This window comes from Actinoplanes philippinensis (assembly GCF_900113015.1).
GTDB classification, from domain to species: Bacteria; Actinomycetota; Actinomycetes; order Mycobacteriales; family Micromonosporaceae; genus Actinoplanes; species Actinoplanes philippinensis.
The window spans coordinates 251,257-276,423 of the sequence record NZ_FONV01000003.1 but is presented as its reverse complement, the minus strand read 5'-3'; the positions used below and the strand labels follow the sequence as shown (position 1 = coordinate 276,423).

The 25,167-nt window shown below is 71.5% G+C and carries 21 protein-coding genes and 1 pseudogene; 9 read left to right on the top strand and 13 right to left on the bottom strand.

The genetic code is table 11. The annotated features are described in order from the left end of the window. Positions 1-33 precede the first annotated feature (33 nt). The 5 genes from ftsR (at position 34) to BM290_RS08150 (ending at position 5,204) form a co-directional block, all read left to right on the top strand. Positions 34-702: a transcriptional regulator FtsR gene (gene ftsR, locus BM290_RS08170; RefSeq protein WP_093611655.1), complete on the top strand. Its 669-nt coding sequence runs from the start codon at positions 34-36 to the stop codon at positions 700-702. A 98-nt stretch (positions 703-800) separates the two neighbouring features. Further along, positions 801-1,265 carry a bifunctional nuclease family protein gene (locus BM290_RS08165; protein ID WP_092540989.1) on the top strand — a complete coding sequence of 155 codons (465 nt, stop codon included), beginning with the start codon at positions 801-803 and terminating at the stop codon, positions 1,263-1,265. Between the two features lie 143 nt (positions 1,266-1,408). Continuing rightward, positions 1,409-1,957, top strand: coding sequence for a MerR family transcriptional regulator (locus BM290_RS08160; protein WP_093611653.1), 549 nt, complete (start codon positions 1,409-1,411; stop codon positions 1,955-1,957). Between the two features lie 39 nt (positions 1,958-1,996). Then, positions 1,997-4,252 (top strand): ATP-binding cassette domain-containing protein, encoded by a 2,256-nt coding sequence (locus tag BM290_RS08155; RefSeq protein WP_093611651.1) that lies wholly within the window; start codon positions 1,997-1,999, stop codon positions 4,250-4,252. A 25-nt stretch (positions 4,253-4,277) separates the two neighbouring features. Then, a complete protein-coding gene (locus tag BM290_RS08150; RefSeq protein ID WP_093611649.1) occupies positions 4,278-5,204 on the top strand; it encodes an ATP-grasp domain-containing protein in 927 nt (308 codons plus the stop codon). Here BM290_RS08150 and BM290_RS08145 read toward each other — a convergent pair. Continuing rightward, entirely contained in the window at positions 5,192-5,983 is a 792-nt protein-coding gene (locus BM290_RS08145; protein WP_093612415.1) for an alpha/beta fold hydrolase, read from the bottom strand. The two genes, BM290_RS08150 and BM290_RS08145, sit on opposite strands and share 13 nt — an antisense overlap. 106 nt (positions 5,984-6,089) lie before the next feature. Here BM290_RS08145 and BM290_RS08140 point away from each other — a divergent pair, with 106 nt between their 5' ends. Beyond that, positions 6,090-7,085, top strand: coding sequence for a sigma-70 family RNA polymerase sigma factor (locus BM290_RS08140; RefSeq protein ID WP_239143239.1), 996 nt, complete (start codon positions 6,090-6,092; stop codon positions 7,083-7,085). Between the two features lie 293 nt (positions 7,086-7,378). On the opposite strand, the gene BM290_RS08135 is transcribed toward BM290_RS08140, so the two are convergent. The 4 genes from BM290_RS08135 to asnB all read right to left on the bottom strand — a co-directional run bounded on the left by BM290_RS08135 (position 7,379) and on the right by asnB (position 11,980). After that, positions 7,379-7,702 carry an STAS domain-containing protein gene (locus BM290_RS08135; protein ID WP_203779041.1) on the bottom strand — a complete coding sequence of 108 codons (324 nt, stop codon included), beginning with the start codon at positions 7,700-7,702 and terminating at the stop codon, positions 7,379-7,381. 256 nt (positions 7,703-7,958) lie between these two features. Beyond that, a complete protein-coding gene (locus tag BM290_RS08130; RefSeq protein ID WP_093611643.1) occupies positions 7,959-8,555 on the bottom strand; it encodes a hypothetical protein in 597 nt (198 codons plus the stop codon). Between the two features lie 371 nt (positions 8,556-8,926). Further along, positions 8,927-9,544, bottom strand: coding sequence for a hypothetical protein (locus BM290_RS08125; protein WP_093611641.1), 618 nt, complete (start codon positions 9,542-9,544; stop codon positions 8,927-8,929). 558 nt (positions 9,545-10,102) lie between these two features. Then, positions 10,103-11,980 (bottom strand): asparagine synthase (glutamine-hydrolyzing), encoded by a 1,878-nt coding sequence (asnB, locus tag BM290_RS08120; protein WP_093611639.1) that lies wholly within the window; start codon positions 11,978-11,980, stop codon positions 10,103-10,105. A gap of 156 nt (positions 11,981-12,136) precedes the next feature. Here asnB and BM290_RS08115 point away from each other — a divergent pair, with 156 nt between their 5' ends. Both BM290_RS08115 and BM290_RS08110 read left to right on the top strand, forming a co-directional pair. Next, the gene (locus BM290_RS08115) at positions 12,137-12,841 is read left to right on the top strand and encodes a response regulator transcription factor (protein ID WP_203779051.1); all 705 of its coding nucleotides are present in this window, start codon (positions 12,137-12,139) and stop codon (positions 12,839-12,841) included. After that, entirely contained in the window at positions 12,838-14,637 is a 1,800-nt protein-coding gene (locus tag BM290_RS08110; protein ID WP_093611635.1) for a sensor histidine kinase, read from the top strand. The genes BM290_RS08115 and BM290_RS08110 overlap by 4 nt, the downstream gene beginning before the upstream one ends. 854 nt (positions 14,638-15,491) lie before the next feature. On the opposite strand, the gene BM290_RS08105 is transcribed toward BM290_RS08110, so the two are convergent. Continuing rightward, positions 15,492-18,401, bottom strand: a complete 2,910-nt coding sequence (locus tag BM290_RS08105; protein WP_244903891.1) for a DEAD/DEAH box helicase — start codon at positions 18,399-18,401, stop codon at positions 15,492-15,494. Next, positions 18,388-20,874 (bottom strand): DEAD/DEAH box helicase, encoded by a 2,487-nt coding sequence (locus BM290_RS08100; protein ID WP_093611631.1) that lies wholly within the window; start codon positions 20,872-20,874, stop codon positions 18,388-18,390. Before BM290_RS08100 ends, BM290_RS08105 begins: the two co-directional genes overlap by 14 nt. Positions 20,875-21,051: 177 nt before the next feature. On the opposite strand from BM290_RS08100, the gene BM290_RS08095 reads away from it, so the two are divergent. Further along, the gene (locus BM290_RS08095) at positions 21,052-21,642 is read left to right on the top strand and encodes a DUF1707 SHOCT-like domain-containing protein (protein ID WP_239143241.1); all 591 of its coding nucleotides are present in this window, start codon (positions 21,052-21,054) and stop codon (positions 21,640-21,642) included. A 6-nt stretch (positions 21,643-21,648) separates the two neighbouring features. Here BM290_RS08095 and BM290_RS08090 read toward each other — a convergent pair whose 3' ends face one another. The 6 genes and pseudogenes from BM290_RS08090 to BM290_RS08070 form a co-directional block, all read right to left on the bottom strand. Next, complete coding sequence (locus tag BM290_RS08090) at positions 21,649-22,455, bottom strand: hypothetical protein (protein ID WP_093611627.1); 807 nt, start codon at positions 22,453-22,455, stop codon at positions 21,649-21,651. After that, the gene (locus tag BM290_RS08085) at positions 22,455-22,736 is read right to left on the bottom strand and encodes a WXG100 family type VII secretion target (RefSeq protein WP_093611625.1); all 282 of its coding nucleotides are present in this window, start codon (positions 22,734-22,736) and stop codon (positions 22,455-22,457) included. Before BM290_RS08085 ends, BM290_RS08090 begins: the two co-directional genes overlap by 1 nt. An 89-nt stretch (positions 22,737-22,825) precedes the next feature. Further along, complete coding sequence (locus tag BM290_RS08080) at positions 22,826-23,710, bottom strand: hypothetical protein (protein WP_093611623.1); 885 nt, start codon at positions 23,708-23,710, stop codon at positions 22,826-22,828. After that, a complete protein-coding gene (locus tag BM290_RS49585) occupies positions 23,700-23,978 on the bottom strand; it encodes a hypothetical protein (RefSeq protein WP_239143242.1) in 279 nt (92 codons plus the stop codon). Before BM290_RS49585 ends, BM290_RS08080 begins: the two co-directional genes overlap by 11 nt. Before the next feature lie 37 nt (positions 23,979-24,015). Next, positions 24,016-24,192 (bottom strand): annotated as a pseudogene (locus BM290_RS51030) (hypothetical protein); the annotation flags it as partial. A gap of 228 nt (positions 24,193-24,420) precedes the next feature. Further along, entirely contained in the window at positions 24,421-25,005 is a 585-nt protein-coding gene (locus BM290_RS08070) for a DoxX family membrane protein (RefSeq protein ID WP_093611619.1), read from the bottom strand. Between the last annotated feature and the right edge of the window lie 162 nt (positions 25,006-25,167).

Sequence of the window (25,167 nt, the reverse complement as noted above, 5' to 3'; positions counted from 1 at the left end):
TCGCGCCCTCAGGACGGGCGTGAGGGTGCGCTGATGAGCATCGGGGAGGTGCTGGCCCATCTGCGCACCGAGTTCCCCGACACCACGATCTCGAAGTTGCGGTTCCTGGAGGCGGAGGGTCTGGTCGACCCGCAACGCACCGCCTCCGGGTACCGGAAGTATTCGTGGAACGATGTGGCGCGGCTGCGGTTCGTGCTGACCGCGCAGCGTGACCAGTATCTTCCCTTGCGGGTGATCCGGGAGCAGCTGGACCGGATGGAGAAGGAGCCGGTGGTTCCGCAGCGGCCCACGCTGGTGGCGGTGGGGACGCAGCAGGCCAAGGATCCGGCGGATTCCCGTGTGCCGAAGGCGGATCTGGTCGAGCGGACCGGCGTCGATGAGGCGCTGCTGGCGGAGCTGGAGCAGATCGGCCTGGTGACGGCGCGTCCGCCGGGCTGGTATGACGCCGATCAGGTGATCATCGTGGAGGCCGTGGTGGGTCTCACCCATTACGGGCTGGAGGTTCGGCACCTGCGTGCGTTCCGCAATGCCGCGGACCGTGAGGTGGGCCTGTTCACACAGTTGCTGGCGCCGATGGCGCGTCAGCAGGACCCGGCGGCGCGGGCTCGGGCGGCCGAGACCGCGCGTGAGCTGCAGGCGCTCTCGCAGCGGTTGCATGCGGCTCTGGTCCGGTCGGGTCTCCGGGGTGAGTTGGGCCGCTGAACCCGCCGCCGTGCGGATCAGGTACCCGTGTTGTGCGTGTACCGTGCAGGTTAGGGCGGCTGCGCTGCAGCCGAGACAATAACGACACGGAGGCGGCGGTGCGTGAGCTGAGCGTGGTCGGGGTCCGGGTGGAGCTGCCCAGCAACCAGCCGATCGTGTTGCTGCGGGAGGTCGACGGTGACCGTTACCTCCCCATCTGGATCGGTGCGGTGGAGGCCACCGCGATCGCCTATGAGCAGCAGGGTGTCAAGCCGGCCCGGCCGTTGACCCATGATCTCCTGCGGGACATCCTGGCGGCGTTGAAGGCGCCGTTGAAGGCGGTCGAGATCACCGAGTTGAAGGACAATGTCTTCTACGCCGATCTGCTGATCGGTGACAATCTGCGGGTGTCGGCGCGGCCGAGTGACTCGATCGCGCTGGCGTTGCGGGTGGGCGCGCCGATCCGGTGTGCCGATCAGGTGCTCACCGAGGCGGGGATCGTGATCCCTGACGAGCAGGAGGACGAGGTGGAGAAATTCCGCGAGTTCCTCGACCAGGTGAGGCCCGAGGATTTCGCAGGGTGACATCGACGGGCACCGTTCGTCCGTGCGCGGCGTGTCGAGCGGTTACCTCCATGTTTCGGCTGTGATTGAGATATACGCTCGTGAAGTCCAGGTGAACCGGCACACCGCCTAGATTTTGATCATGGGCGCGGGGAGGTAGTCGCGTGCACGAGCAACCTCTTGAAGGCCCACTCGTCGGCGAGGACGGCGAGGTCGGATATCGCGGGGTGACCGCCTGTCAGGCGGTCGGGATCAGCTATCGGCAGCTCGACTACTGGGCGCGGACCACGCTGGTGGTCCCGAGTGTGCGGGACGCTTCCGGCTCCGGCACCCAGCGGCTCTACTCGTTCCGCGACCTGGTCGTTCTCAAGGTGGTCAAGCGTCTGCTGGACGCCGGGGTGTCGTTGCAGAACATTCGCCGGGCGATCGACACGCTGCGCTCGCGCGGGGTGGACGATCTGGCCGAGATCACGCTGATCTCGGACGGGACGACGGTGTACGAGTGCCGTTCCCCGGAGGAGGTCGTCGACCTGTTGCAGGGCGGCCAGGGTGTGTTCGGCATCGCGATCGGCGGGGCGTTCAAGGAGATCCAGGGTTCGCTGTCGCACCTGCCGGCGGAGCCCGTGTCGGGTCCGCAGCCGGTCGGCGCCGCCGCTGCCCCGGATGAGAACGACGAGTTGGCGGCGCGCCGGGCCCGGCGCCGTGCGGGATAACGGACAGCTACTGACCGGATTCGTGGCTACTGTCTCTGCGTGACCCACATCGCAGACAGCCACGATGTCATTCAGGTCCGCGGGGCGCGGGAGAACAATCTCCGTGACGTCTCGCTCGACATCCCGAAGCGGCGCCTGACCGTTTTCACCGGGGTCTCCGGCTCCGGCAAGTCGTCGCTGGTGTTCGGGACGATCGCCGCCGAGTCGCAGCGGATGATCAACGAGACATATTCGGCGTTCCTGCAGTCGTTCATGGGAAGTCCGGCGCGCCCGGATGTGGACGCGCTGCACAATCTGAGTGCGGCGATCGTCGTCGACCAGGAGCGGATGGGGGCGAATGCCCGGTCCACCCTCGGGACGGCCACCGACGCGTACACCATGCTCCGGATCATCTTCAGCCGTCTCGGGTCGCCGGGCGCCGGCAGCGCGCTGGCGTACTCGTTCAACGCCGAGGGGATGTGCCCGAACTGCGAGGGCCTCGGCAAGGTGTCGAGCCTCGACCTGGATCAGCTCGTCGACAGGTCGAAGTCGATCAACGAGGGTGCGATCACCGTCCCGAACTTCAGCGTCGACGGCTGGTATGTGCGCGGGTTCGCCGAGTCGGGCCTGTTCGACCCGGACAAGCCGGTCAAGGACTTCACCGCGGCGGAGCTCGACGACTTCCTCCACAGACCGTCGATGAAGATCAAGGTCAACGGCATCAACACGACGTACGAGGGACTCGTGGTCAAGGTGCAGCGGATGTACCTGACGAAGGAACGTGAGTCGGTGCAGCCCCACATCCGCGCGTTCATCGACCGGGCGGCCACCTTCGCGGCCTGCCCGGACTGTCACGGCGCCCGCCTGAAACCGTCGGTGCTCGCGTCGCGGATCGACGGCCGTAACATCGCGGACTGCTCGGCCATGCAGGTCAGCGACCTGGCCGAGTTCCTGGCCGGAGTCACCGCGCCGCAGGTCGGGCCGGTCGTGGCGAACCTGCGGCAGACGCTGGACTCGCTGGTGGAGATCGGGCTGGGATACCTGTCGCTGGACCGGGAGTCGGCCACACTGTCCGGTGGGGAGGCGCAGCGGGTCAAGATGGTCCGGCACCTCGGGTCCAGCCTCACCGACATCACGTACGTGTTCGACGAGCCCACCGTCGGGCTGCACCCGCACGACATCCAGCGGATGAACGGGCTGCTGCTGCGGCTGCGTGACAAGGGCAACACGGTCCTGGTCGTCGAGCACAAACCGGAGACGATCGCGATCGCCGACCACGTGGTGGACATCGGGCCCGGCGCGGGTCCGGCCGGCGGCCGCATCCAGTTCGAGGGCAGCGTGCCCCAACTGCGGGCGTCGGCCACGCTGACCGGCCGCTACCTGGGGCACCGGGTGGCGCTGAAGGCGTCGACGAGGCCGCACACCGGGCAGATCGCGATCCGCGACGCGTCCACCCACAACCTGCGGGACGTGTCGGTGGACATCCCGACCGGGGTGCTGACCGTGGTCACCGGGGTCGCCGGGTCCGGCAAGAGTTCGCTGATCTACGGGTCGCTGCCACAGCGTGACGGCGTCATCGTCGTCGACCAGTCGGCCATCCGCGGGTCCCGGCGCAGCAACCCGGCCACCTACACGGGGCTGCTCGACGCGGTCCGTACCGCCTTCGCCAAGGCCAACGGCGTCAAGGCCGCCCTGTTCAGCGCGAACTCCGAGGGCGCCTGCCCGAACTGCAAAGGCATCGGCCTGGTCTACGTCGACCTGGCGATGATGGCCGGTGTCGCCGGGGTCTGCGAGGAGTGCGAGGGCAAACGCTTCACCGCCCAGGTGCTGGAGTACAAGCTGCGCGGCCGCGACATCAGCGAGGTGCTGGCCATGCCGGTCAGCGAGGCTCTCGACTTCGTCACCGAGAAGGCGGCCCGGGCCATACTGGAACGCCTCAACGCGGTCGGCCTCGGCTACATCACCCTCGGCCAGCCCCTCAACACCCTGTCCGGCGGTGAGCGGCAGCGCCTCAAACTGGCCGTCCACATGGGCAGCGGCGTCGCCACCTACCTGCTCGACGAGCCGACCAGCGGCCTGCACCTGGCCGACGTCGACCAGCTGCTGGCCCTGCTGGACCGGCTTGTCGACGCCGGCAACACGGTGATCGTCATCGAGCACCACCTGGCCGTCATGGCCCATGCCGACTGGATCATCGACCTCGGCCCGGGCGCCGGCCACGACGGCGGCCGCGTCGTCTTCACCGGCACCCCCGGCGAGCTGGTCGCCGAGCCGGCCACCCTGACCGCCCGGCACCTGCGGGAGTACCTGTCCTGACGTACCTCTGCGGCATGATTCCGGCATGAGAATCGCGCTGGTCACCTCGCACACCCTGCCCGAGGCCCACTGGCACGACAGCGACGCGGCGCCGCTCGCCGCCGAGCTGGCCCGCGCCGGCGTCACCGCCGAGCTCGTGCCGTGGGACGGGCCGGGCGACACCCGATGGACCGGATTCGACGGCGTGATCCTCCAGTCACCGTGGAGCATGTGGCCGCGACGCGCCGCCTTCCACCGGTGGCTGGACGCCCGCGTCGCCGACGGGCTGCGCCTGCTCAACCCGGCCGACATCGTGCGCCTGGCCGCCGACAAACGGTATCTGCCGAGGCTGGCGGCGGCCGGTGTGCCGACCGTCGCGACCAGCCTGCTGGACGGTGACGACGACCTGGAGGACCGGCTGCGGGCGGCCTACCCCCGCCGGTCCGCGGCCCGGCGCAGCATCGTCGTCAAACCGGTCGCCTCCGGCGGGGCCCTCGGCATCCGCGAGTTCGGGCCGGAGGCGGTCGAGGCGGCCCGGGCCCACGCCGCGGAACTGATCGCCACGGGCGGTGCGGCGCTGGTCCAGCCCTATATGGAGACGATCGACACGCACCGCGAGTACGGGGTGGTCACCCTCGGCGACGAGGTCTCCCACGCGATCACCAAGGCGGCGATCCTGCGGCCCGGCAGCGACCAGCGGGCGTTTCATCCCGACCCGCGGCCGGTCACGCTCACCGCCGCCCAGATCGACGCCGTGCAACGGGCCCACCGGGCGTTCCTGGCGCTGCGGGAGGGCGACGCCCCGCCGTACTCGGTGCGTCTCGACTTCCTGGTCGACCCGGCCTCCGACCCGGGGTTCCTGCTGCTGGAGGTCGAGGCGGTGGCGCCGGTCAAGTTCTTCGCCCTGCATCCGGACCGGCCCGCCGTGTTCGCGCGGGCCGTCGTCCGGCTGATCGAGGGTCAGGCCTTCTGATCCAGGAAGGCCAGGGCCGTCGTGGCGAACAGCGGCGAGTCGATGATGTTGTAGTGGGTGGTGCCGGGCAGGATCGCGAGCGCGTGACCACCCTTGGGCCGGCCGTCGCCCATCCAGCCGCCGTCACGCCGGCCGCCGTCGAGCAGGGCGAAGATCTCCACGAAGTGGCTCGGCGGCACCATGTCCGCGTCGGCGCCCATGATCAGCGTCGGCACGCGCAGACCCCGGACCTGCTCGGTGTGGTCGAAGTCGCGCCGCATCGTCTCGCCGATCTTGTCGAGCAGGCGCGGGAAGTCCTCCGGGCGCGGCGCCACCCGCGCGTACAACTCGTACATCGGGGTGTCCTTCATGAACGCGGCGGCTGCCGCGTTCACCTGGGCCTGCTGCTCCAGCAGGTCCGGGAAGAAGGCGTCCCGCCGGATCCCCGCCGACGCCGCCACCAGCTTGCCGACCTTCTCCGGGTGACGGATCGCCAGTTGCAGGCCGACCCCGCCGCCGAGGGAGAACCCGACGACATCCGGCCGGTCCAGGCCCAGGTGGTCGATCAGCGCCGCGATGTCGTCGGCCATCAGGGCGTAGTCCACCGGCCGGTCCACGTCCGCGGTCCGGCCGTGGCCCTGCAGGTCCGGCAGGATGACCTGGTGGCCCTCGGCGAACGCGGCCAGTGACGCGCCGAACATCTCACCCGAGCCGAGACCGCCGTGCAGCAGAATCAGCGGGCGGCCGGTCCCGTGCGTCTCGAAGTACAGGTTGACCCCGTTGACCTCGGCGTAGCTCATCGTCACTCCCTCAGATGGTCCTCATCGTTGCTTACCTCGGGTAGACCCCGCCCGTACCGCGAACTCATCGCTGCCGTGCGAAAAAATCCGGGGTAGGTTCGGGCGCGTGAGTGACGCGGTGACAGACACGCCCATCGAGGCACAGCTGGAACGCTTCCGGCCCGAGCTGACCGGCTACTGCTACCGGATGCTCGGCTCGGCGTTCGAAGCCGAGGACGCCGTGCAGGAGACCATGATCCGGGCGTGGCGTGCCCACGACGGTTTCGAGGGCCGCTCGTCCCTGCGTTCCTGGATCTACCGGATCGCCACGAACGTGTGCCTCACCATGGTCGACAGCGCCCAGCGGCGGGTCCGGCCGATGGACCTCGGCCCGGCCGGCTCCGGCCACGCCACCGACCCCGGCGCCATCCACCCCGAGAAGATCTGGGTCGGCCCGGTCCCCGACGAGCGGATCCTGCCCGAAGGCTCCGACCCGGCCAACCTCATCGCCGAACGCGAATCGATCCGCCTCGCGTTCGTCGCCGCCCTGCAACACCTGCCGTCCCGGCAGCGCGCCGTGCTGATCCTGCGCGAGGTCCTCGCCTGGTCGGCGCAAGAGGTCGCCGACCTGCTCGACACGTCGGTCGCCAGCGTCAACAGCGCCCTGCAGCGCGCCCGGGCCACCCTCGCCGCCGCCACGCCTTCGGCGGGCGACACCTACCGGCCCCTCGATGCCGAGCAGCGCGAGCTTCTGGCCCGCTACGTCAAAGCCTTCGAGGCGTACGACCTGCAGGCGCTCACCACCCTCCTGCACGAGGACGCCACCCTGTCGATGCCGCCGCTGGCGCTGTGGCTCCGCGGCCACGACGACATCAGCGCGTGGATGTCCGGCACCGGCAGCGGCTGCGAGGGCTCCCGCCTCGTCCCTGTCGTCGCCAACGGGCTGCCCGCCTTCGGCCAGTACCGTGCGAGCCCCACCGGCGCCGGCCACGACCCGTGGGCCCTGATCGTCCTGGAGATCGCCGGCGGCCGCATCGTCGCCGTCAACAACTTCCTCGACACCGCCCGCCTGTTCCCGCTGTTCGGCCTCCCACCCCACCTGCCCCCGCTCGACCTCCCCTGATCGCCGCCCCGACCCTCCTCAGCCCCGCCCGACCCTCCTTGGCCCCGCCCGACCCTTCTTGCGCCCGACCCTTCTTGGCCCCGCCCGACCCTTCTTGCGCCCGACCCTTCTTAGCCCCGTCCCGGCCTTTCCTGAGCGCTGCTCTTCTCTGCGCGTTCGCCCCGGCCTCCGCTGAGCCGCGCGTTGCCCTGAGCGGCGTGCCCCGACTGCGGTCTCCTGGCTCGGCTGCCGTGACCGGCTCCGCCCTGACCGGTGGGGCCGATCACGTTTGTCCCGAATCGCTGGTGCCGGGCTCAGGGCGTGGCAGGGCCGGGACGTTCGTTCCGTGCGGGAGGCCTCGGGTCGCGTTCAGGGCTCGTCGGGGCCAGGAGTTCGGCGAGGCCGAGAAGGCCGAACAGGGACAGCAGATCGGGGCCGGCCCCCGTGACGATCAGACGCCAGCCGTGACGACGTGCGGTCAACCGCAGCCGGGCCACCGCCTCGACCACCACCACATCCGGCTCGGTCAGCCCGGCGACGTCACATTCCACCAGTTCACCGGCCCGCCCGCGCAGAAGATCAGCCAGACGCGTACAGAGCGCCGGGATGTCGGTGCGTGTGATCGCCGCGCCGACCACGAACCGAACCGCAGAATCCCCCATGCTGATGAGGACCGCCGCCGGCCGCCGAACTCATCGCTCCCAGGGCGACCGGCCGGCCGGGCAGGACTCCGCAGATCCGGCGGGATGTCACCCATCACGACGTCGGTGTTGCACCGGGGCGGAGACCAGGACAGTCCACCCAGCGGCGGACCACGAGGCCCGTCACGGATCCTGCCCGGCCGTCCCCGTTCTATCACGCTCACCGTCGCCCCACGGCCCCGATCCTTTCCGGTCAGGCGCAATCCCAGAAGAAACGGCCTTCGCGCTCGTCACGACTGAGAAACGCATACCCGGTGCCGCCCCCGAAGTTCAGGGCATAGGCGTCCCCGTCGATCCCCTCGGCGCCGTCGATCTGGAAGAAGAATCGCCACGAGTCGTCGAGCAACTCGACGAAATCCGACCGCCACCCGCGGGGCCGCCCACCGACCCAGCCGAACCGGTCCGCACCCACCGGTCCGGCCGCCGTGACCGCAACTCGACCGGCACCCGAACCCACCGGTCCCGCCGCCGTGACCCGCAACTCGACCGGCACCCGATCCGTCCGCCGCGCGCCCCGCCGCCACAGCGACGGCCCGGTCGCCCGCGGCAGCCCTCGCACGAACCCCGGCACCCGGCCACCCGGCTGCACGAGCAGCGCGTTGTCGCCTTCCTCGGGTTCCATCGTCAGCCCGCGCCCGTTCGGATCGTCGGCGATGAACAGATACCCCATCCGCACCGGAGGCCCCGGAAGCGGAAACTGCCCGACGAACACCATCGGCCTCCGGAACGTCGCCGACACCGGCCAGAACGGCTCATCCAACCAGTACGGCTGCCCGCCGAGCTTCGCCACCGGCTCCCTGACCGGCCCCTCGACGGCCTCCCACCCGAGCGCCGATCGCGGCCGAAGCCAGGAGTGTGTCGGCTTCCGCGCCGACCTCGACCGCCGCAGCCCCTGCCACCACTGTCCCGCCGTTCCCGTCTCCGCCACTGACGGTCCCGCCGTCGCTGCCGCTGCCCTTACCGCCGTCGTTCCCGCCGCAGTTGCTGCCGTCGTAACAGCCGGCGGGCTCTCCGGCGCCGGTCCCACCGTTGTCGTTCCCTCCGCCGCTGGTTCCGCCGCCGTCGGTCTCAACGCGGACTCCGGACCCACCGGCACGGTCGAGCCTTCGGCGTGGTCGCCGTCGTTGCTGCGGGCGCTCGGTCCGGCGTGGTCGGCGCCGTTCATGCGGCAAGCTGTTCGGCGACCGAGAACGAGGTGCCGCACTCCGGGCAGACGCCACGTCCGAACAGCAGCCCGACAGCGGCCGCCACCTCGGGAAACCCGGCCTTCACCGCTTCCGCGTGCAGACGGCCGGCAAGCTCCGCCGACAGGTCCGGTTCGATCTCGGAGTCGTCGGGGTCCAGCGAAACCACCAGATCAGCCTCACACGACGGGCACTCCACGTCGGCTTCACCGTCGTTGATCAGGTCGAGCCGCCGCCCCCAGAGGTCGTCCCCGTCGAACCCGAGAACAGCCTGCTGCAGATAGACGAAGATCCGCTCGTCGGAAGCCCCGGCCGCCAGGTTCTCCAGGGTCAGCGCCCGCAGCGCGGCGATCGCACCCGCATGCCGCTCTCGCTCTCCGTCGACGGTGTCGACAGCGATGAGCCCGGCCAGCACGAGCGCTTTCTCCCGCTCACCGGCAGCGAACCGGCCACAGACCGACGCCAGCCACGGCAGCAACGCCTCACTGCCCGCGACCGCGCTGCCCTGATCGATCGACTCGTGCCAGACGATGTCCCAGGCGGCCGACCGCGCATCAGCGGCCGCCTCGACCAGAGCCTGTTCAAGAACGGTCACCCCGCGATCATCCCGGATCCGCCGCCACCACCCGTGACGGGGGAGTGCCGAGGTAGCGGCGGCGGACCCGGCACCGCAGGCGCCCGGGCAGCGAAGGCCCGGCACCGACGGCGGCCCAGCAAAGACATCAGCCGGGCAGTGCACCCCGGCTCGGCGAAGACCGCGACCCGGCTGCAACCGGCCCAGCAAAGACTGCGCCCGGCCGAGCACCGGCCGGCAAAGACCGCGGCCCGGCAAGGACCACGGCCCGGCGAAGACGGCGGACCAATGAGGGCCGCGGCCCGGCAAAGACGGCGGCCCGGCAAAGACGGCGGCCCGGCAGGGGGAGGCTGCGCGGCCTGAAATTCCCCACTGCCGGGCGGTCCGTGCATCGGCCCATCCCCACGATGGCCGATCCCCCCACGGATGCCGGACCCCCCCGATGGCCCATCCCCACGGTGGCCCGTCCCATGGCCGGACCTCGCACCGCGCCTCAGCCCGGTGCGACACCGCCGGGTGGCGGCCCGGACGGATGGTGCCGCACCGGGCCGTGTCCCGGCGCGGGACTCGTTGCGGCGGTCAGTTGTAGATGTGCGACAGACCCGGCTCCTGCCGCGGCGCGGGCACCCGGGCCGGCAGCAGCGGGTTGTCGACGACGATCGACTTCTCCACCGCGATGGCGTGCCACAGGCAGAACATCGCCACGGTCCACACCTTGCGGGACCGGTCGGGGCCGCCGGCGCGGTGCTCGGCGAGCAGGCCCCGCACATACTCCAGGTCGATCAGGTCGCCGGCCTGCGAGGTGGAGAGCAGGTGGTCCACCCAGTCGCCGATCTGGCCGCGCAGCCACAGCCGGGTCGGCGTCGGGAAGCCCAGCTTCTTGGCCTCACGCACCGACTCGGGCACGATGCCCTTCATCGCCTCGCGCAGCGCGTACTTGGTGGTGGTGACGCCGGGCGGCAGCTTCAGGTCGGTGGGCAGGCCGGCGGCGGCCGCATACACCCGCTGGTCCAGGAACGGCACCCGCAGCTCCAGGCTGTGCGCCATCGACATGCGGTCGGCCTTGACCAGGATGTCGCCGGGCAGCCAGGTGTGCAGGTCCACATACTGCATGGAGGCCACGTCGTCGACGTCGGCGGTCTCGGCGTACAGAGGTGCGGTGATCGCCGTGTGCGGTTGCGACGTGAACCGCATGACCCGGGCCTTCTCCTCCGGGTCGAAGATCCGCGCGTTGCCGTAGTAGCGCTGCTCGATCGGGGTGGTGCCGCGCTCCAGGAACGAGCGGCCCCGCACCCCCTCGGGCAGCACCTCGGCCAGGTGCTTCAGGCCCCGCTTCATGCCGGGCGGCAGCCGGTCGACGCGGCCCAGCGACAGCGGCTCGCGGTAGATGGTGTAGCCGCCGAACAGCTCGTCGGAGCCCTCACCGGAGAGCACCACGGTGACGAACTGCGACGCGGTGCGGGCCAGGAAGAACAGCGGGATCAGCGACGGGTCGGCGATCGGGTCGTCGAGCAGCTGGATGATCCGCGGCAGGTGGGTCAGCACGTCCTCGTCGGAGACGACCGTCGGGGTCAGCCGGATGCCGAGCTGGTTGGCGGTGTCCTGGGCGATCTCGATCTCCGAGTAGCCCTGGGCGGAGAACCCGGCGGTGAAGGCGTGGATGTCCGGCTTCTCCCGGACGGCCAGCGCCGCGATCGCCGACGAGTCGACGCCGCTGGACAGGAACGTCCCGACCGGCACGTGGGCGTGCATGTGGGCGCGGACACTGTCGGTCAGCGCCTCCCGGATCTTCGAGAACGCGTCCTCGGGCTCGACCCGCAGCGGACGCAGCGACGGCCGGAACCAGCGGTGCATGCGGATGCCGCCACCCGGCGTCCAGATGATCCGGTGGCCCGGCGGCAGCCGGCGGATGTGCCGGTGCAGGCTCATCGGGTCGGGCACGAACTGGAACGTCAGGTAGTGGGCCAGCGACTCGGTCTCCAGCGCCGCCCCGGCCGGCGCCGCGAACGGGTCGAGAGCCTTGCGCTCGCTGCCCAGATACAGCCCGTCGGCGGTCTCCAGCATGTAGAGCGGCTTGATGCCGAAGGCGTCACGGGCCGCGTGCAGGGTGCCCCAGTAGTGGAACGCCGCGGCCAGCACCTCGCTGTCGCCCTCGGTGGCGAACACCGCGTTGTGCTGCTGGATCAGCTCGGTACGCAGCTCCCGGTAGTTGTAGATCTCACCGTTGAAGACGACGGTCCACCGGTCGGCGTAGTGCAGCGGCTGAACCGAGTGCTCCCGGTCGATGATCGCGAGGCGCTTGAAGCCGAACGCGAAACCGTCACCGAACTCGATCTGGGTGTCATCCGGCCCACGGTGGTGCAGAGTCGCCAGAGCGGCGGCGAAGGCCTCGCGGAACGTGGCGTCCAGCGGCCCCGGGTCGGGGCGGCTGCTGACAAAAGCGCTCAGGCCACACATCGAAAGATCCTCCTCAACGATTCAAGGAAGCGACCGTAGGCCGCGACCTGTGAAGAACCTGTGCGGAAGCTAAGGAGAATATGCGCGGCACGAATCCGGGACCTGATCTTCATAGGTTTCTCGCATTGTTGGTCGGCCTGGACAGGCTGGGTCAGAATTCGTGCCGTGACCGCCCGCATCCTCGTAGCCGACGACGACCCCAAGCACGCCCAGCTGATCCGCCTCTACCTGGAGCGGGAGGGGCATCAGGTGCTGACGGTGGGTGACGGCCGGGCGGCTCTGGAGCAGACCCGGGCCCGCCGCCCGGACCTGGTCGTCCTGGACTGGATGATGCCGGAGGTCGACGGCCTCGACGTCTGCCGGATCCTGCGCGCCGACTCCGACGCCACCCTCGCCAACATCGCGATCCTGCTGGTCACGGCCCGGTCCGCGGAAAATGACATGCTCCTCGGCCTCGACATCGGCGCCGACGACTACCTGAGCAAACCGGTCAGCCCGCGCGAGCTCACCGCGCGGATCCGCGCGCTGCTGCGCCGCACGCGCGGCAACGAGGCCTCCGAGATCCTCCGGGTGGGCGAGCTCGAGGTCGACGCACCCCGATTCGAGGTACGGGTGAACGGCGCCCCCGTGCGCCTGACGGCCAAGGAGTTCGGCATCCTGGAACTGCTGGCCCGCGAGCCCGGCCGGGTGTTCACCCGCGGCCAGATCCTCGACAAGACGTTCGGCTTCGAGAACGAGGTGTCCGAGCGCACCGTCGACGCCCACGTCGTCAACCTACGCCGCAAGATCGAGGTCAACCCCGCCGAGCCGCGGTACGTGCAGACCGTCTACGGGCGTGGCTACCGGATGGCCGAGCCGTGAGTTTCCGCCTGCGGATCTTCCTGCTCGTGCTGGTCGTCGCCGGCTCGGCGATCGGCGCGACGGCCTGGCTGACGCTGAGCCTGGCGTCCCGCGAGGCGACCCGGGTGGCCGAGGCCCGCGACCGTCACGAGGCCGAGATCGTCGACGCGATCCGGCTGTACGGCGTGCTCCACGGCCGGTGGCTCGGCATCGACGACGTGGTCGCCGGACTGTCCGAGCAGACCGGCCTGCACATCCGGGTGGAGACCCGCGACGGCGACGTGCTCACCGACTCCGACAACCTGGAGCAACAGTCGGCCGGCCCGGTGCAGCTGCTGCCCAGCAACGTCGACCCGGTCCCGGCGCTGGACGAGACCATCCAGATCGCCGCGCAGAAAGCCGGGAAGGCGATCGAGGCGAAACTGGCCGCCCCCGGCGCGGACCCGCGCGCGACCCGCCCGATCGCCGTGCTGCGCCGCCCCGACCTGCCGGCCGACCTGTTCACCACGGTGCCGGCCGGCGGCGACCCGTCGATGCGGGCCATGATCCAGGCCGCGCAGTATCGTGCGGCGCTGATCTCGGTCCGCTGCATGGCCGAGGTCGGTGACTGGTCGCCGGCGCTCACCACGGACCGGCCACCGTATCTCGACGACGAGCGCCTCAAAGCCGAGCCACGATGTGTCTCCGACGGCATCGCCGCGGTCCGCCAGGACACGACCTGGCGCGACGAGGCATGGGCCCGGATGGGCGACTGCGAGCTGACCGGCTCCGGGTGGGACAAGTGCCTGATCCTCGGATTCCAGCAGGCGGTGGCGAGCCCTTCGGTCGTACCCGTGGAGATCTTCTTCGGCGCCCGGCAGGACCAGGACCTGGATGTGCTCCAGCAACCCGCGCTGCTCGGCGCCGTCGCGCTGCTCCTGCTCGCCGCCCTCGGCACCGCCGGCATCGCCCGGCGGGTGAGCCGCCCGGTGCGGCTGCTCACCGGCGCGTCGCTGCAACTGGCCGCCGGCCGGCTCGACGTGCGCGTGCCGGCCCACGGCCAGGACGAGCTGGCCCGCCTGTCCGGGGCGTTCAACGCGATGGCCGAGGCCCTGCAGCGCAGCGAGGAACGTCAGCGCAGGCTGATCGCCGACGTCGCCCACGAATTGCGTACGCCGTTGTCGAACCTGCGCGGCTACCTGGAGGGCCTGGCCGACGGGGTGATCGAGCCGTCGCCGGAGCTGTTCGCGTCCCTGCACGAGGAGACCCTGCTCCAGCGGCGCATCCTCGACGACCTGCAGGTTCTGGCCCTGGCCGAGGCCGGCGAGCTGGGGTACGACCCGGTGCCGTTCGACCTGTCCGAGCTGACCGAGATGGCCGCCACCGCACACCGCGTGGTCGCCGGGCACGCCGGCATCGAGGTGGTGGTGGACGCGCCCGACCCGGTCGAGGTGTGCGCCGACCCCGACCGGATGCGGCAGGTCGTCGGCAACCTGATGAGCAACGCGATCCGCTACACCGACGCGGGCGGCCGCGTCGAACTGCAGGTCAGCCGCGACGGCCCGGACGCGGTCCTCACCGTCCGCGACACCGGCGTCGGCATGAACGCCGACGAGGTGGCCCGCGTCTTCGACAGGTTCTGGCGAGCCGATCCGGCCCGCCAGCGCGCCACCGGCGGCTCCGGCCTGGGCCTGACCATCGTCCGCCGCATCGTCGCCGACCAGGGCGGCGACGTCACCGCCACCAGCACGCCGGGCCTCGGCACCATGTTCACCGTCCGCCTGCCGGCCGTCACCGACATCGCCAGCATCCTCAACCACCGACCATCCCCGCGCTGACCACCCGCCGCCGCGCCGTCGCGGCCGCGGACCGGCCGTCCCGCCGCGGTCCCCTCCCGCGCCTTCACCGTGACCATCCGTCGCCGCGCCTCGCCGCGCCGCGCCGCGCACCCGCTTAAGCGCCGCGCCGCGCCGCGCACCCGCCTACCGCCGCGGCCCACTCCCGCGCCCTTTACGGCGGCTGCCCTTGTGGCCGCCGCCTCGCCTAACGCTCTGTGCTGCCGCTGCGCCCGGCGGTGCATGCAGGTTAGGGCGTCACATGCGGAACTTCGCCTGCCGTCCGGTCCGGCGTTCCGCTCTGCTCGCCCTGCCGGATTTTTCTGTGCCGCCGTCTTGGCTGGCACTTCCCCTTGCTGCTCTCGTGCGCCGGATGGTCCGGCCTTCGAATGGCTGGTGGGCAAGGCTTCGGGCAGCCGACGTGCGCAAGAGACGGTTTGGTTCGCTTCGCATGGTTGATGCGGGAACGGGCAGGCCGGTTTCGTGCGGGCGTGTCGGTGTCGGTGCAGGGTCAGGCGCTTGGGGCCGGAGCCGGCGCCGGGCCGGGTCAGGCGCCTGGGGCCGGTGCCGGGTCAGGCGGCTGGTTTCGGGGTGACCAGCGCGGCGATCTCCAGGGCGGCCCGGCGAGGGTCGCCGCCCCAGCGGCTCGGGAAGGCGTCGACCAGCCGCCAACCGGCACGGTGCAGGGCCGACTGGCGGGCCAGGTGCGCCTCGGGGCCGTCCGGGTGGACGCCGCACAGGACACCGATCGCGTTGTCGGCCGGGCCCGCGCACAGGTCGAGCCGCCACGAGCCGACGGCATAGCCGGGGCGAACCGGGACGTCCAGGCGTTCGAGTTCGGTCGCGAGCCGTGCCGCCTAGCCGATGGGCGCGACATCGGCCGGGAGCGCCCGGTCCGGCGCGTCAGCGTAGGCCAGGTACGCGCTGACCAGGTCCTCCGCAGCGGCACGCGGAGCGGTGGCATGCCGGGCGGCGGCATGGGAGGCGGCGGTAGGCGGGGCGGCGGTAGGCGGGGCGGTGGTAGGTGGGGCGGTGGTAGGTGGGGCGGTGGTAGGTGGGGCGGTGGCAGGTGGGGCGGTGGTAGGCGGGGCGGCGGTAGGCGGGGCGGTGGCAGGCGGAGCGGTGGCATGCGGGGCGGTCAGGGAGGTGAGCAGGACCAGACGGCGCCGGGCTCGGGTGATCATCACGTTGAACAGCTGCGGATCGGTGACGAACCGCCGCCGGCCGGCCGCGTCGCCGTCGACCAGGCCCAGGGAGACCACGACCGCGTCGGCCTCGCTGCCCTGGAAGGAGTGGACCGTGCCGACGCGCAGGCCCAGTTCCTCGATGCGGTCCACCGGGAAGGCGGTGACCAGGGCGGATTCGAGGGCTTCGGCCTGTGCGCGGAACGGCGTGATCACCCCGATGCTGCGGAACCCGGCACTCGCCAGCCTCTCCACCTCGGCGATCGCGGCGGCCACCTCGGCGCTGTTGACACCGTCGGTGACCCGCGCGCCGGTCACCGGGACGACGTCGATGGCGTCGGTGGCGTCGGCGGCGGGGGTACGGGTCATCGTCGCGATCCGGCCGCCGTAGAACCGCCGCGCCGAAAACCCGATCAGGTGCGGGACGCTGCGGAAATGTTCGGTCAGCCAGGTCGTCGGCGCGGCCGCGGCGGCCAGGTCGAACGTGCTGACCCGCCGCACGTCGAGCCGGTCGTCGGCGCCGTGCCGGTTCAGGACCTCGCTCACCCCGGCATCACTGACGAACGACACGAACCGCAACTGCCGCGGATCCCCGACGATCAGCGCCCGCCGGGCCCGCGCCAGCACCGGAGCGGCCCGGATCTGGTCGACGTGCGACGCCTCGTCGATCACCACCAGATCGAACAGCCCGGGCGCGGCGGGCAGCAGGTCCTCCACGTCGGTGACCGTGCCTATCCACAGTGGCAGCGCCCGCACCAGCGGCGCCGCATCCATCCGCGCGAGCATCTCCCGGCGCTTGCCCCGACCCGCCCGCAACGCGGTGGCCAGTGCCGACGCGGCCCGCCGTCCGTCGGCATCCCAGCGTTTCGCGCTGCGGCTCGCGTGCCGCATCGCGGTCCCGGCCGCCGTCCGCAGTGCCGCCTCGGCCTCGTGCAGCGCCTCCCACCACCGCGCGAGATCACCCCCGCCGGTCACGGCGAGACGTGCGGCGGCCCGCTGCGCGCTCGCCGCGGCAACGGCTTCCCAGACCCGATCCAGCGGTACGCCCGGACGAGCCCTCACCATCCGCCGGCCCCGTCTCATCGCCGAGCCGGCCCGCCACCGCCCCCACCACCCACCGTGCCCGGCGGGCTCCCCTCGGGGAACGACGCCGCCGGGGAAAGGGCGCGGGGGATGGGTGCTGCCGTGGGCCGGTGGGGCGTCGGGGAGAGGGTGCGTGGGATGGGGGCTGCCGTGGGCCGGTGGGGCGCCGGGGAGAGGGTGCGTGGGATGGGGGCTGCCGTGGGCCGGTGGGGCGCCGGGGAGAGGGCGCGTGGGATGGGGGCTGCCGTGCGCCGGTGAGGCGTCGGGGAAAGGGGGCCGGGGGTGGTGGGCCGTGGACGGGGGACGGCCGAGGAGGCGGATGGCGGTGGGGAGGTCGACGGTGTCGTCGAAGGCGCCCGGGACGTCGGCGGTGAGGGCGGCCAGGGACGGTTCGAACGCGGGCAGCGTGGCGGCAGCCTGTTCGGCCCGCAGGATCCCGCACAGTTCGGTTCGCGTTGTTCGTACCATATCGTGGGTTTTATCGACCGCCTGCCGGTCGGCGCGCAGCTGCCGCGAGTCGACGCCCTCGTCGGCGCCCGCCGTCAGCCAGGTGGCCAGCTCGTCGCGGCTCGTGGTGTCGCCGAACAGCACCGGCGCCGGGCCCGGATAGCGGGTCAGCAGGGCCGCCAGCACCTCCGCCGCGTGCGGCGACTGGGTGGCGATCAGCACCGAACCGCCACGGTGCACGACCTCGAGCGCGGCCGCGACGACGGTGTGGCTCTTGCCGTTGCCGGGCGGGCCGGAGACCACCGTGACCGGCGCGGTCCGGGCCCGCGCCACCACCCTGGCCTGCGCCTCGCTCAACGGCAGCGGCGAGACGACCGGATCCTGGGGCGAATCCGGCTCGGGTGAGGCAGCGGCGGTGCCGTAGACGGCGGCCAGCGCCGTGCCGGACAGGTCGCGGCCCGCCCAGCTGCGCAGACTGTCGCGGGGGGCGGCGCCGAACACGTCGCGGGCCACATACAGCGCGGCGCCCGCGACCACCACCAGACGGTCGCCGGGCAACCGGCGGCCCGGCTCGGTGATCGCGTCGAAATCCAGGCCGGTGGCCTCGGCCGCCGCGGTCAGCCAGGCGCGGGCGCCGGTCACGTCCAGCCAGCCGGGCAGGCCGAGGCCGGGCGCGTTCTCCAGGGACGCGGCCAGCTCCCGGTCGGCGATCAGCGGCGTCACCTCGGTGTCGCCGGCGACCGTCACCCGGTAGCCGGTGAGCGAGCGTTCCAGCCGCACCGGCTGGCTGAGCAGCGGCACCCGGACCTTGCGCGGTTTCCCGTCGACGTCGGCGCGGCCGGCCAGGAAACCCCAGCCGCGGTGCAGGATCCGTTCCTCCCGGTGCAGGGCGTCGACCGCGGCGAGCCGATCGCCCTCCCGGCGGGTGGCGCGTTCCGGGTCGGTCAGCCACACCAGTGGCTGTGACCCGTGGGTGACGTCCAGGATCCGGTCGGCGCCGGTCGGCGCCAGCTCGGCCAGGACGGCGAGGACGGTGCTCTCAGTGAGGGCCAACGGCGGTGACCGTGATCGCGGCGGTGCCGGCTTCGTCGGACGCGGCCAGGTCGACGGTGGCGTCGATGCCCCAGTCATGGTCGCCCTCCGGGTCCTCGAAGACCTGCCGGACGATCCACTGGGTGGCGCCCTGCTCGATGTGCAGGAACGCCGGACCGCGCGCGGCCGGGCCGGTGCCCAGCGTGTCGTACTCCTCGAAGTAGTCCTGGATCGCTTTCTGCCAGCGCTCGGAGGTCCAGCCGGACTCGGCGTCCATCTCACCGAGCAGGTCCCAGCGGCGCAGCGCGGCCAGCTCCACCCGCCGGAACATGGCGTTGCGAACCAGCACCCGGAACGCCCGCGCGTTACGGGTGACCGCGGGCGGCTTGTCGTCGATGCGGACCTCGTCGACCTCGGCGCCCGGGTTCTGCAGGCGCGACCACTCGTCGAGCAGGCTGGAGTCGACCTGCCGGACCAGTTCGCCGAGCCACTCGATCAGGTCGGTCAGCTCCTCGGTACGCGCGTCCTCCGGCACCGTCTGGCGCAGCGCCCGGTACGCGTCGGCGAGATACCGCAGCACCAGGCCCTCCGAGCGGGACAGGCCGTAGAACGACACGTACTCGGTGAAGGTCATGGCCCGCTCGTACATGTCGCGGACCACCGACTTGGGTTTCAGCTCGTAGTCGGCGACCCACGGATGCCCGCGACGGTACGTCTCGTACGCCGCCTCGAGCAGTTCCTTCAACGGCTGCGGCCAGGTCACGTCCTCCAGGAGCTGCATGCGCTCCTCGTACTCGATGCCCTCGGCCTTCATCGCGTTGACCGCCTCGCCGCGGGCCTTCTTGCGCTGCTCGGAGACGATCTGCCGGGGGTCCTCCAGGGTCGACTCGATCACCGAGACGACGTCCAGCGGATACTCCGGCGACTCCTTGTCGAGCAGCTCCAGGCAGGCCAGGGCGAACGGTGACAGCGCCTGGTTGAGCGCGAAGTCCAGCTGCAGATCCTCGACGAGCTTGTAGACCCCGTCATCGGTACGCTCGATGACGCCACCCGCGATGAGCGCCCGCGCGATCCCGACCGCCCGGCGGATGTGCCGGCGCTGAGCGGGCCGGTCCTCGTGGTTCTCGGTCAGCAGGTGCTTCAAGGCGGGGTACGGGTCACCGCCCCGGTTCATCACGTTGAGCAGCATCGCGTGCGACACCTGGAACGACGACGTCAACGGCTCCGGCTCGGCCTCGACCAGCCGGTCGAACGTCGGCCGGCCCCAGCCGATCTGCCCCTCCGGCGGCTTCTTGCGCACCACCTTGCGCCGTTTCTTCGGGTCGTCACCGGCTTTCGCCAGGGCCCGCTCGTTGTCGATCACGTGCTCCGGCGCCTGGATGATCACGGTGCCGATGGTGTCGTAGCCGGCCCGGCCCGCGCGGCCCGCGATCTGGTGGAACTCACGCGCCTTGAGCAGCCGGGTCTTCACCCCGTCGTACTTCGACAGGCCGGTGAACAGCACCGTGCGGATCGGCACGTTGATGCCGACACCCAGCGTGTCCGTACCGCAGATGACCTTGAGAAGCCCGGCCTGGGCGAGCGTCTCCACCAGGCGGCGGTACTTCGGCAGCATGCCCGCGTGGTGCACCCCGATGCCGTGCCGGACCAGCCGCGACAACGTCCGCCCGAAGCCGGCCGTGAACCGGAAGTTGCCGATCGCCGCGGCGATCCGGTCCTTCTCCTCGCGGGTGCACATGTTGATGCTCATCAGCGACTGCGCCCGCTCCAGCGCCGCCATCTGGGTGAAGTGCACGATGTAGACCGGTGACTGCTTCGTCGACAGCAGCTCCTCGATCGTCTCGTGCAGCGGCGTCATCGCATACTCGAAGATCAGCGGCACCGGCCGCTCCGCGTTCGCCACGACGGCCGTCTCGCGCCCGGTCCGGCGGGTCAGATCGTCCTTGAACCGGGTCGTGTCGCCGAGCGTCGCCGACATCAGGATGAACTGGGCCTGCGGCAGCTCGATCAGCGGCACCTGCCACGCCCAGCCCCGGTCCGGCTCGGCGTAGAAGTGGAACTCGTCCATCACCACCTGGCCGACGTCGGCGTCCGCGCCCTCACGCAACGCCAGGTTCGCCAGGATCTCCGCGGTGCAGCAGATGATCGGGGCGTCCGCGTTCACACTCGCGTCACCGGTCAGCATGCCCACGTTCTGCGCGCCGAAGATCGCGCACAGGGCGAAGAACTTCTCACTCACCAGCGCCTTGATCGGGGCGGTGTAGAAGGTGGTGCGGTCGTCGGCCAGCGCCGCGAAGTGCGCGCCGGTCGCGACCAGGCTCTTGCCCGAGCCGGTGGGGGTGTTGAGGATGACGTTCGCCCCGGTCGCGATCTCGATCAGCGCCTCCTCCTGATGCGGATACAGGGTCAGTCCCTGCTCCTGCACCCACGATTGAAAGGCGTCGAAGACTGCGTCAGGCTCGTTGGTGCCGGGGAGGCGATCGGTCAGCGTCATGATCGGTCAAGTGTGTCAGCTCGCCCCGAACGCGGCGTACAGGGGACCGGCGATACTCCCGGCCACACCCAGGATCGACGCGACCACGGCGACTGTTGCTCCCAATTTTCGCATGAGGCGCACTCTGCCCGGTCACGGTTGCGAGGACGGTTGCCGCCGGGTTGTAGCGTCACCGGGGTGGTGCTTCCAGTGCCGGCGCCGATCTCCGACGGCGACCGTGAACGGGTGGCCGAGCTGCTGCAGCAGGCGTGCGGCGACGGGCGGATCACCCTCGAGGAGTTCAGCGTCCGCGTCGGCGCCGTCTGGGCCGCCTCCACCGATGTCGAGCTGGCCCGGGTCACCGAGGGGCTCGCGCCCACCCCGGTGGTCGGCTCCGCGCGTACCGTCGAGAAGGTTGTTACCGTCCTCAGCCAGCGCAAACGCCGTGGCCGATGGCGGCTGCGGTCGGGCCGGCTGAGCACCTTCACCCTCCTCGGTGGCACCCACCTCGACCTGCGTGAGGTGATCACCGGCGAGGACGAGATCGAGATCGAGGGCACCTGCCTCTTCGGCGAGCTCAAGGTCATCGTGCCGGAGGGCGTCGAGGTCGAGCTCTCCGGCACCAGCGCGCTCAGCTCCGAGGAGCTGCGGCTCGCCGCGGTCCCGCGCCTTCCGGGCACACCCATCGTGCGGGTACGGGTGAACGCCTGGTTCAGCAGTGTCGAGGTGAAGTCGCGGCGCCCCGGCGACGGCGTCCGCGAATGGATCGCCGACAACCTCGGTCTCTGAGCCGGGCTACTCCGTCACCGCGGGGGTGGGCGGCGCGCTGCGCTGCTGCGCCACATGGGCCTGCTCGTGCGCGACAGTGTCCTCCGGCGCTGTCTTGCCGGACTCGGCCGGCGGCTTCTGCACGCCGTTGTCCTCGTTCCTGGGCTCGGCCGGCGGCCTCTGTACGTCGTTGTTCTCGTTCTTGGGCTCGGCCGGTGGCTTCTGTGCCTCGCCGCGGGTCGCCTCCCGGCCGGGATCCGCCGGTTTCGCCGCACCGCCCGCCGTGCCGCCGCCCGCCGTGCCGCCGCCCGCCGTGCCGCCGACCACGTCGCCCGGCCGGATCGGCGGCTGGGAGCGGGCCACCGACTGGCGGCCCTGCGCGATCATCCGGGCGGTGGTCATCAGCCCGCGGGCCTGGAAGACCTGCTGCAACGCCGTCGCGTACGCCACCTGCTGCTGCTGATGGACGACCGGATCGGGGGAGTACGGGTCGAGGATCATCGTGCCGGCCACGATCAGGCCCTGGGCCGACGCCATCTGCCGGGCCATCAGCATCGTGCCCTGCGCGCTGGTGAGCACGTCGGCGTACTGCGACATGGTCTGCGCTGTCGCGTCCACCTCGGCCCGTAGCGCGTCGGACCGGCCCGCGGCGCCGGTCATCCGGTCGCTGAAGGTGGCGCCGGCCGAGCCCACCCACCCGTGCCGGGCCTCGTCGGCGGCGGTACGCAGTGTGGTGGCGGCGGCGTCCACCTCGAATCCGAGCCGGTCGCGCAGGTACCGGGAGCCGGCGTACAGGGTGGCGGGACTGCCGTCGAGACGGGTGTCGATCGGCATCATCGGCTCCCGGAGATGTCGCGGGCGTTGGCGAGATCCTCGTCGGCGTACGTCCGGGAAGCCTGAAGGACCCGCGACGCGGCCTCGTCGAGCCCGCCGGCCAGCGCGGTGGCGTCCTGCACCAGCCGGGTGATCAGATCCTCGAAGATCGGTGTGTCGGTGCCGGCGTCCGGCGTGCCGGGCCCGCCACCGGCGGCGGCCCGCAGAGTGTCGCCGGAGCGCCGCAGCTGATCGGCGATCCCTTCCAGCGACAGCGGGTCGACGTGCAGTCGATCGGTCATTGCTGCTCACTCCTCCCAGGACGGACGCCCGGGTGTACACGTGCGGAACGGGACGGGTTCAACCACGCACCGAAATTTGTTCACGACTGTCAGTAGAGGAAGAGGCGGCCCTGCTCGATCCGTTCGACCGCGGCCGGCCCGCCGAGCTCCCCACGGTGCGAGGGGTTGAGCAGATAGTGGCGCAGCGCCCGGTGAACGGTTCGCGGGTCGACGGCCAGCCACGGGTCGCGCAGCACGATGCCGGGCAGCGCCACCCGTTCCTCCGCCGGCAGGAACCACGGCCGCAACCGGATCCGCAGCCGGTCGCCGCTCGACGGCGCCACCCACACCCGGATGATTCGCACCTGCCCGGCCCGCCCCGCGTCCACCGCGGTCACCCCGGACCACGGCGAATACTGGGTGATCAGCTGACCGCGGTGGTAGAGCCCGTCCGGGGTGAGGATCAGCCGCCCCGGCGCCAGGCTCAGCGTCGCGGCGATCTGGCCGCACACCAGCAGCGCGACACCGACGAGGGCGATCGCCCCGATCACCGCCACCCCGCCGGTCACGAACCAGACGGCCGCGATCGCCAGCGGCACCAGGGCGCCCCAGCAGAGCATCCCGAGCAGCCAGAAATACGCCCAGCCCGAGTAGCGGAAACAGAGCCCCGGTGCCCCGTCCGGCGTGACCGCCGTCGCCGGCAGCACCCCCGGCCGGCGCGGACGCCACCGGAGGAAGACGAAGACCCCCGCGACGTGCCCGAAGAGCCCACCCCACGCGGCGAACCCGGCCACCATGGTCCACTCCCCACGAACCGCCGCGAGCACGGCGCCGACCAGGAACAGCGGCGTGAACAGGCCGATCAGGACGAGACCGGGAATCGCCCGCCTCGGCACCCGCGGCCGGTCCCCGGCCCACGGGTCGAGACGCTCGGCGTCCCAGCTCCCACCGTCGAAGTGACCGCTGCCGCGCAGATGCACACCATCACCGGACATGCCCCGATGTACACCCGCCACCCCCGCCCGGTTCGACGCGGCTATCCGGCGTCAGACCGGCCATCGCCTCGGCGTAGCGGCGCAGGTGCGGCTTGGTGGTCATGGCGGCGTAGCGGCGGAACTGGTCACGGCACTCGGGCAGCAGGAAGCCGCCGGTCAGGGCGGGCAACGGGAAGAAGATGCCGTCGGTGGCGCCCGGCCGCCACACGGCGGGGACGCCCGCGGCGCCGTCGTCGGGGGCCGCCAGGCCGTAGTAGATCTCCGACACCCAGGGTCAGGGCGGTGCCGAAACACATCAGGCACGGCTCCGTCGTGATGCCGAGACGCAGCGGCTGCTCCCGGCGTGACCAGCCGAGACGCTCGTCGGCCTCGATCATGGCGAGTAGATCGGCGTGGACCAGGCGGCGGCCCCGGGTCCGCTCCGAGGTGAAGCCCCGCCCGATCACCTCGTCGCCGAGCGCCACGACCGCGCCGATCGGCATCTCACCGGCCCGCAGGCCCTCCTCGGCGGCCTCCAGGGCCAGGGCGACCAGATCCTCCGGTGTCATTCGCGCCATGCTGCCACGAACGGGACGCTCGGATGGGGCTGCCGCCGTCACCGGCGAGGTCACCGCGGCCCGGGGCGATGCCGGCGTCGGCCGGTCGCGCGAAAGCCCGGCCGGGACACCCCGGCCGGGCTTGGTGGGCGCCACCGATGAGGGTGGCGACGATCAGATGAGCCAGCGGTTCTTCTGCACCAGCGGCAGCTTCGCCCACCAGCGGCCGAGGCCCCAGGTGTGTCCGGCGTAGGTCAGCGCCAGGACGGCGGCGGTGATGCCGTAGACGACGTGGTAGTCGACGAGCGGGTTGCTCGAGCGGGTGGCCTCGCCGGCGCTGTCCTGCTGGGCGAGCGGCCACTCGGCGGCCCACATGAAGGCCATCATCAGGCCGGCGGCGACCGCGGCGATCCGCAGGCCGATGCCGAGGATCAGCGCGACGCCGATGCCGAGCATGCCCAGCATGAACAGCCAGTCGGCCCAGGCGGCTCCGGCGATGCTGTGGAAGACGTCCTCGAACGGTCCGACCGCGACACCCGAGAGGAATCCCTTGGTCGGCGATCCGCCGTTGATCCAGGCCTTGGCCGCGGGAGTGGCGTACCCGAATCCGAAGGTCTTGTCGAGAAACGCCCAGAGAAAGACGAACCCGGTGGCGATCCGCAGCACCGCGAGCACCCGGGCGGCGGCGTGGGTGATCATCGAGCCGGGAGCCTCGACCTGTTCCAGTTGAGCGACGTGGTGACGAGCGGTGGTGGCCATCTGGTCCTCCTCCAGGCGATGTCTTTCACCTATGACTCTCCGCCGGTGGCCGCATCGACGCCGGTGCCGAAAACCCCGTCCTCGGCCCGCCAAGGTCCCGCCCGGTTCGGGACCAACGGCCCCCGGTGGCCCCGGGTGGCCGATCCGGGACCAATGGCCGTG

Bases quoted from the DNA above. Each gene is read 5' to 3' on its own strand.
- ftsR (WP_093611655.1), top strand. From the start codon at position 34: ATGAGCATCGGGGAGGTGCTGGCCCATCTGCGCACCGAGTTCCCCGAC.
- BM290_RS08150 (WP_093611649.1), top strand. From the start codon at position 4,278: ATGAGAATCGCGCTGGTCACCTCGCACACCCTGCCCGAGGCCCACTGG.
- BM290_RS08145 (WP_093612415.1), bottom strand. From the start codon at position 5,983: ATGAGCTACGCCGAGGTCAACGGGGTCAACCTGTACTTCGAGACGCAC.
- asnB (WP_093611639.1), bottom strand. From the start codon at position 11,980: ATGTGTGGCCTGAGCGCTTTTGTCAGCAGCCGCCCCGACCCGGGGCCG.
- BM290_RS08100 (WP_093611631.1), bottom strand. From the start codon at position 20,874: ATGACGCTGACCGATCGCCTCCCCGGCACCAACGAGCCTGACGCAGTC.
- BM290_RS08090 (WP_093611627.1), bottom strand. From the start codon at position 22,455: ATGCCGATCGACACCCGTCTCGACGGCAGTCCCGCCACCCTGTACGCC.
- BM290_RS08085 (WP_093611625.1), bottom strand. From the start codon at position 22,736: ATGACCGATCGACTGCACGTCGACCCGCTGTCGCTGGAAGGGATCGCC.
- BM290_RS08080 (WP_093611623.1), bottom strand. From the start codon at position 23,710: ATGTCCGGTGATGGTGTGCATCTGCGCGGCAGCGGTCACTTCGACGGT.
- BM290_RS08070 (WP_093611619.1), bottom strand. From the start codon at position 25,005: ATGGCCACCACCGCTCGTCACCACGTCGCTCAACTGGAACAGGTCGAG.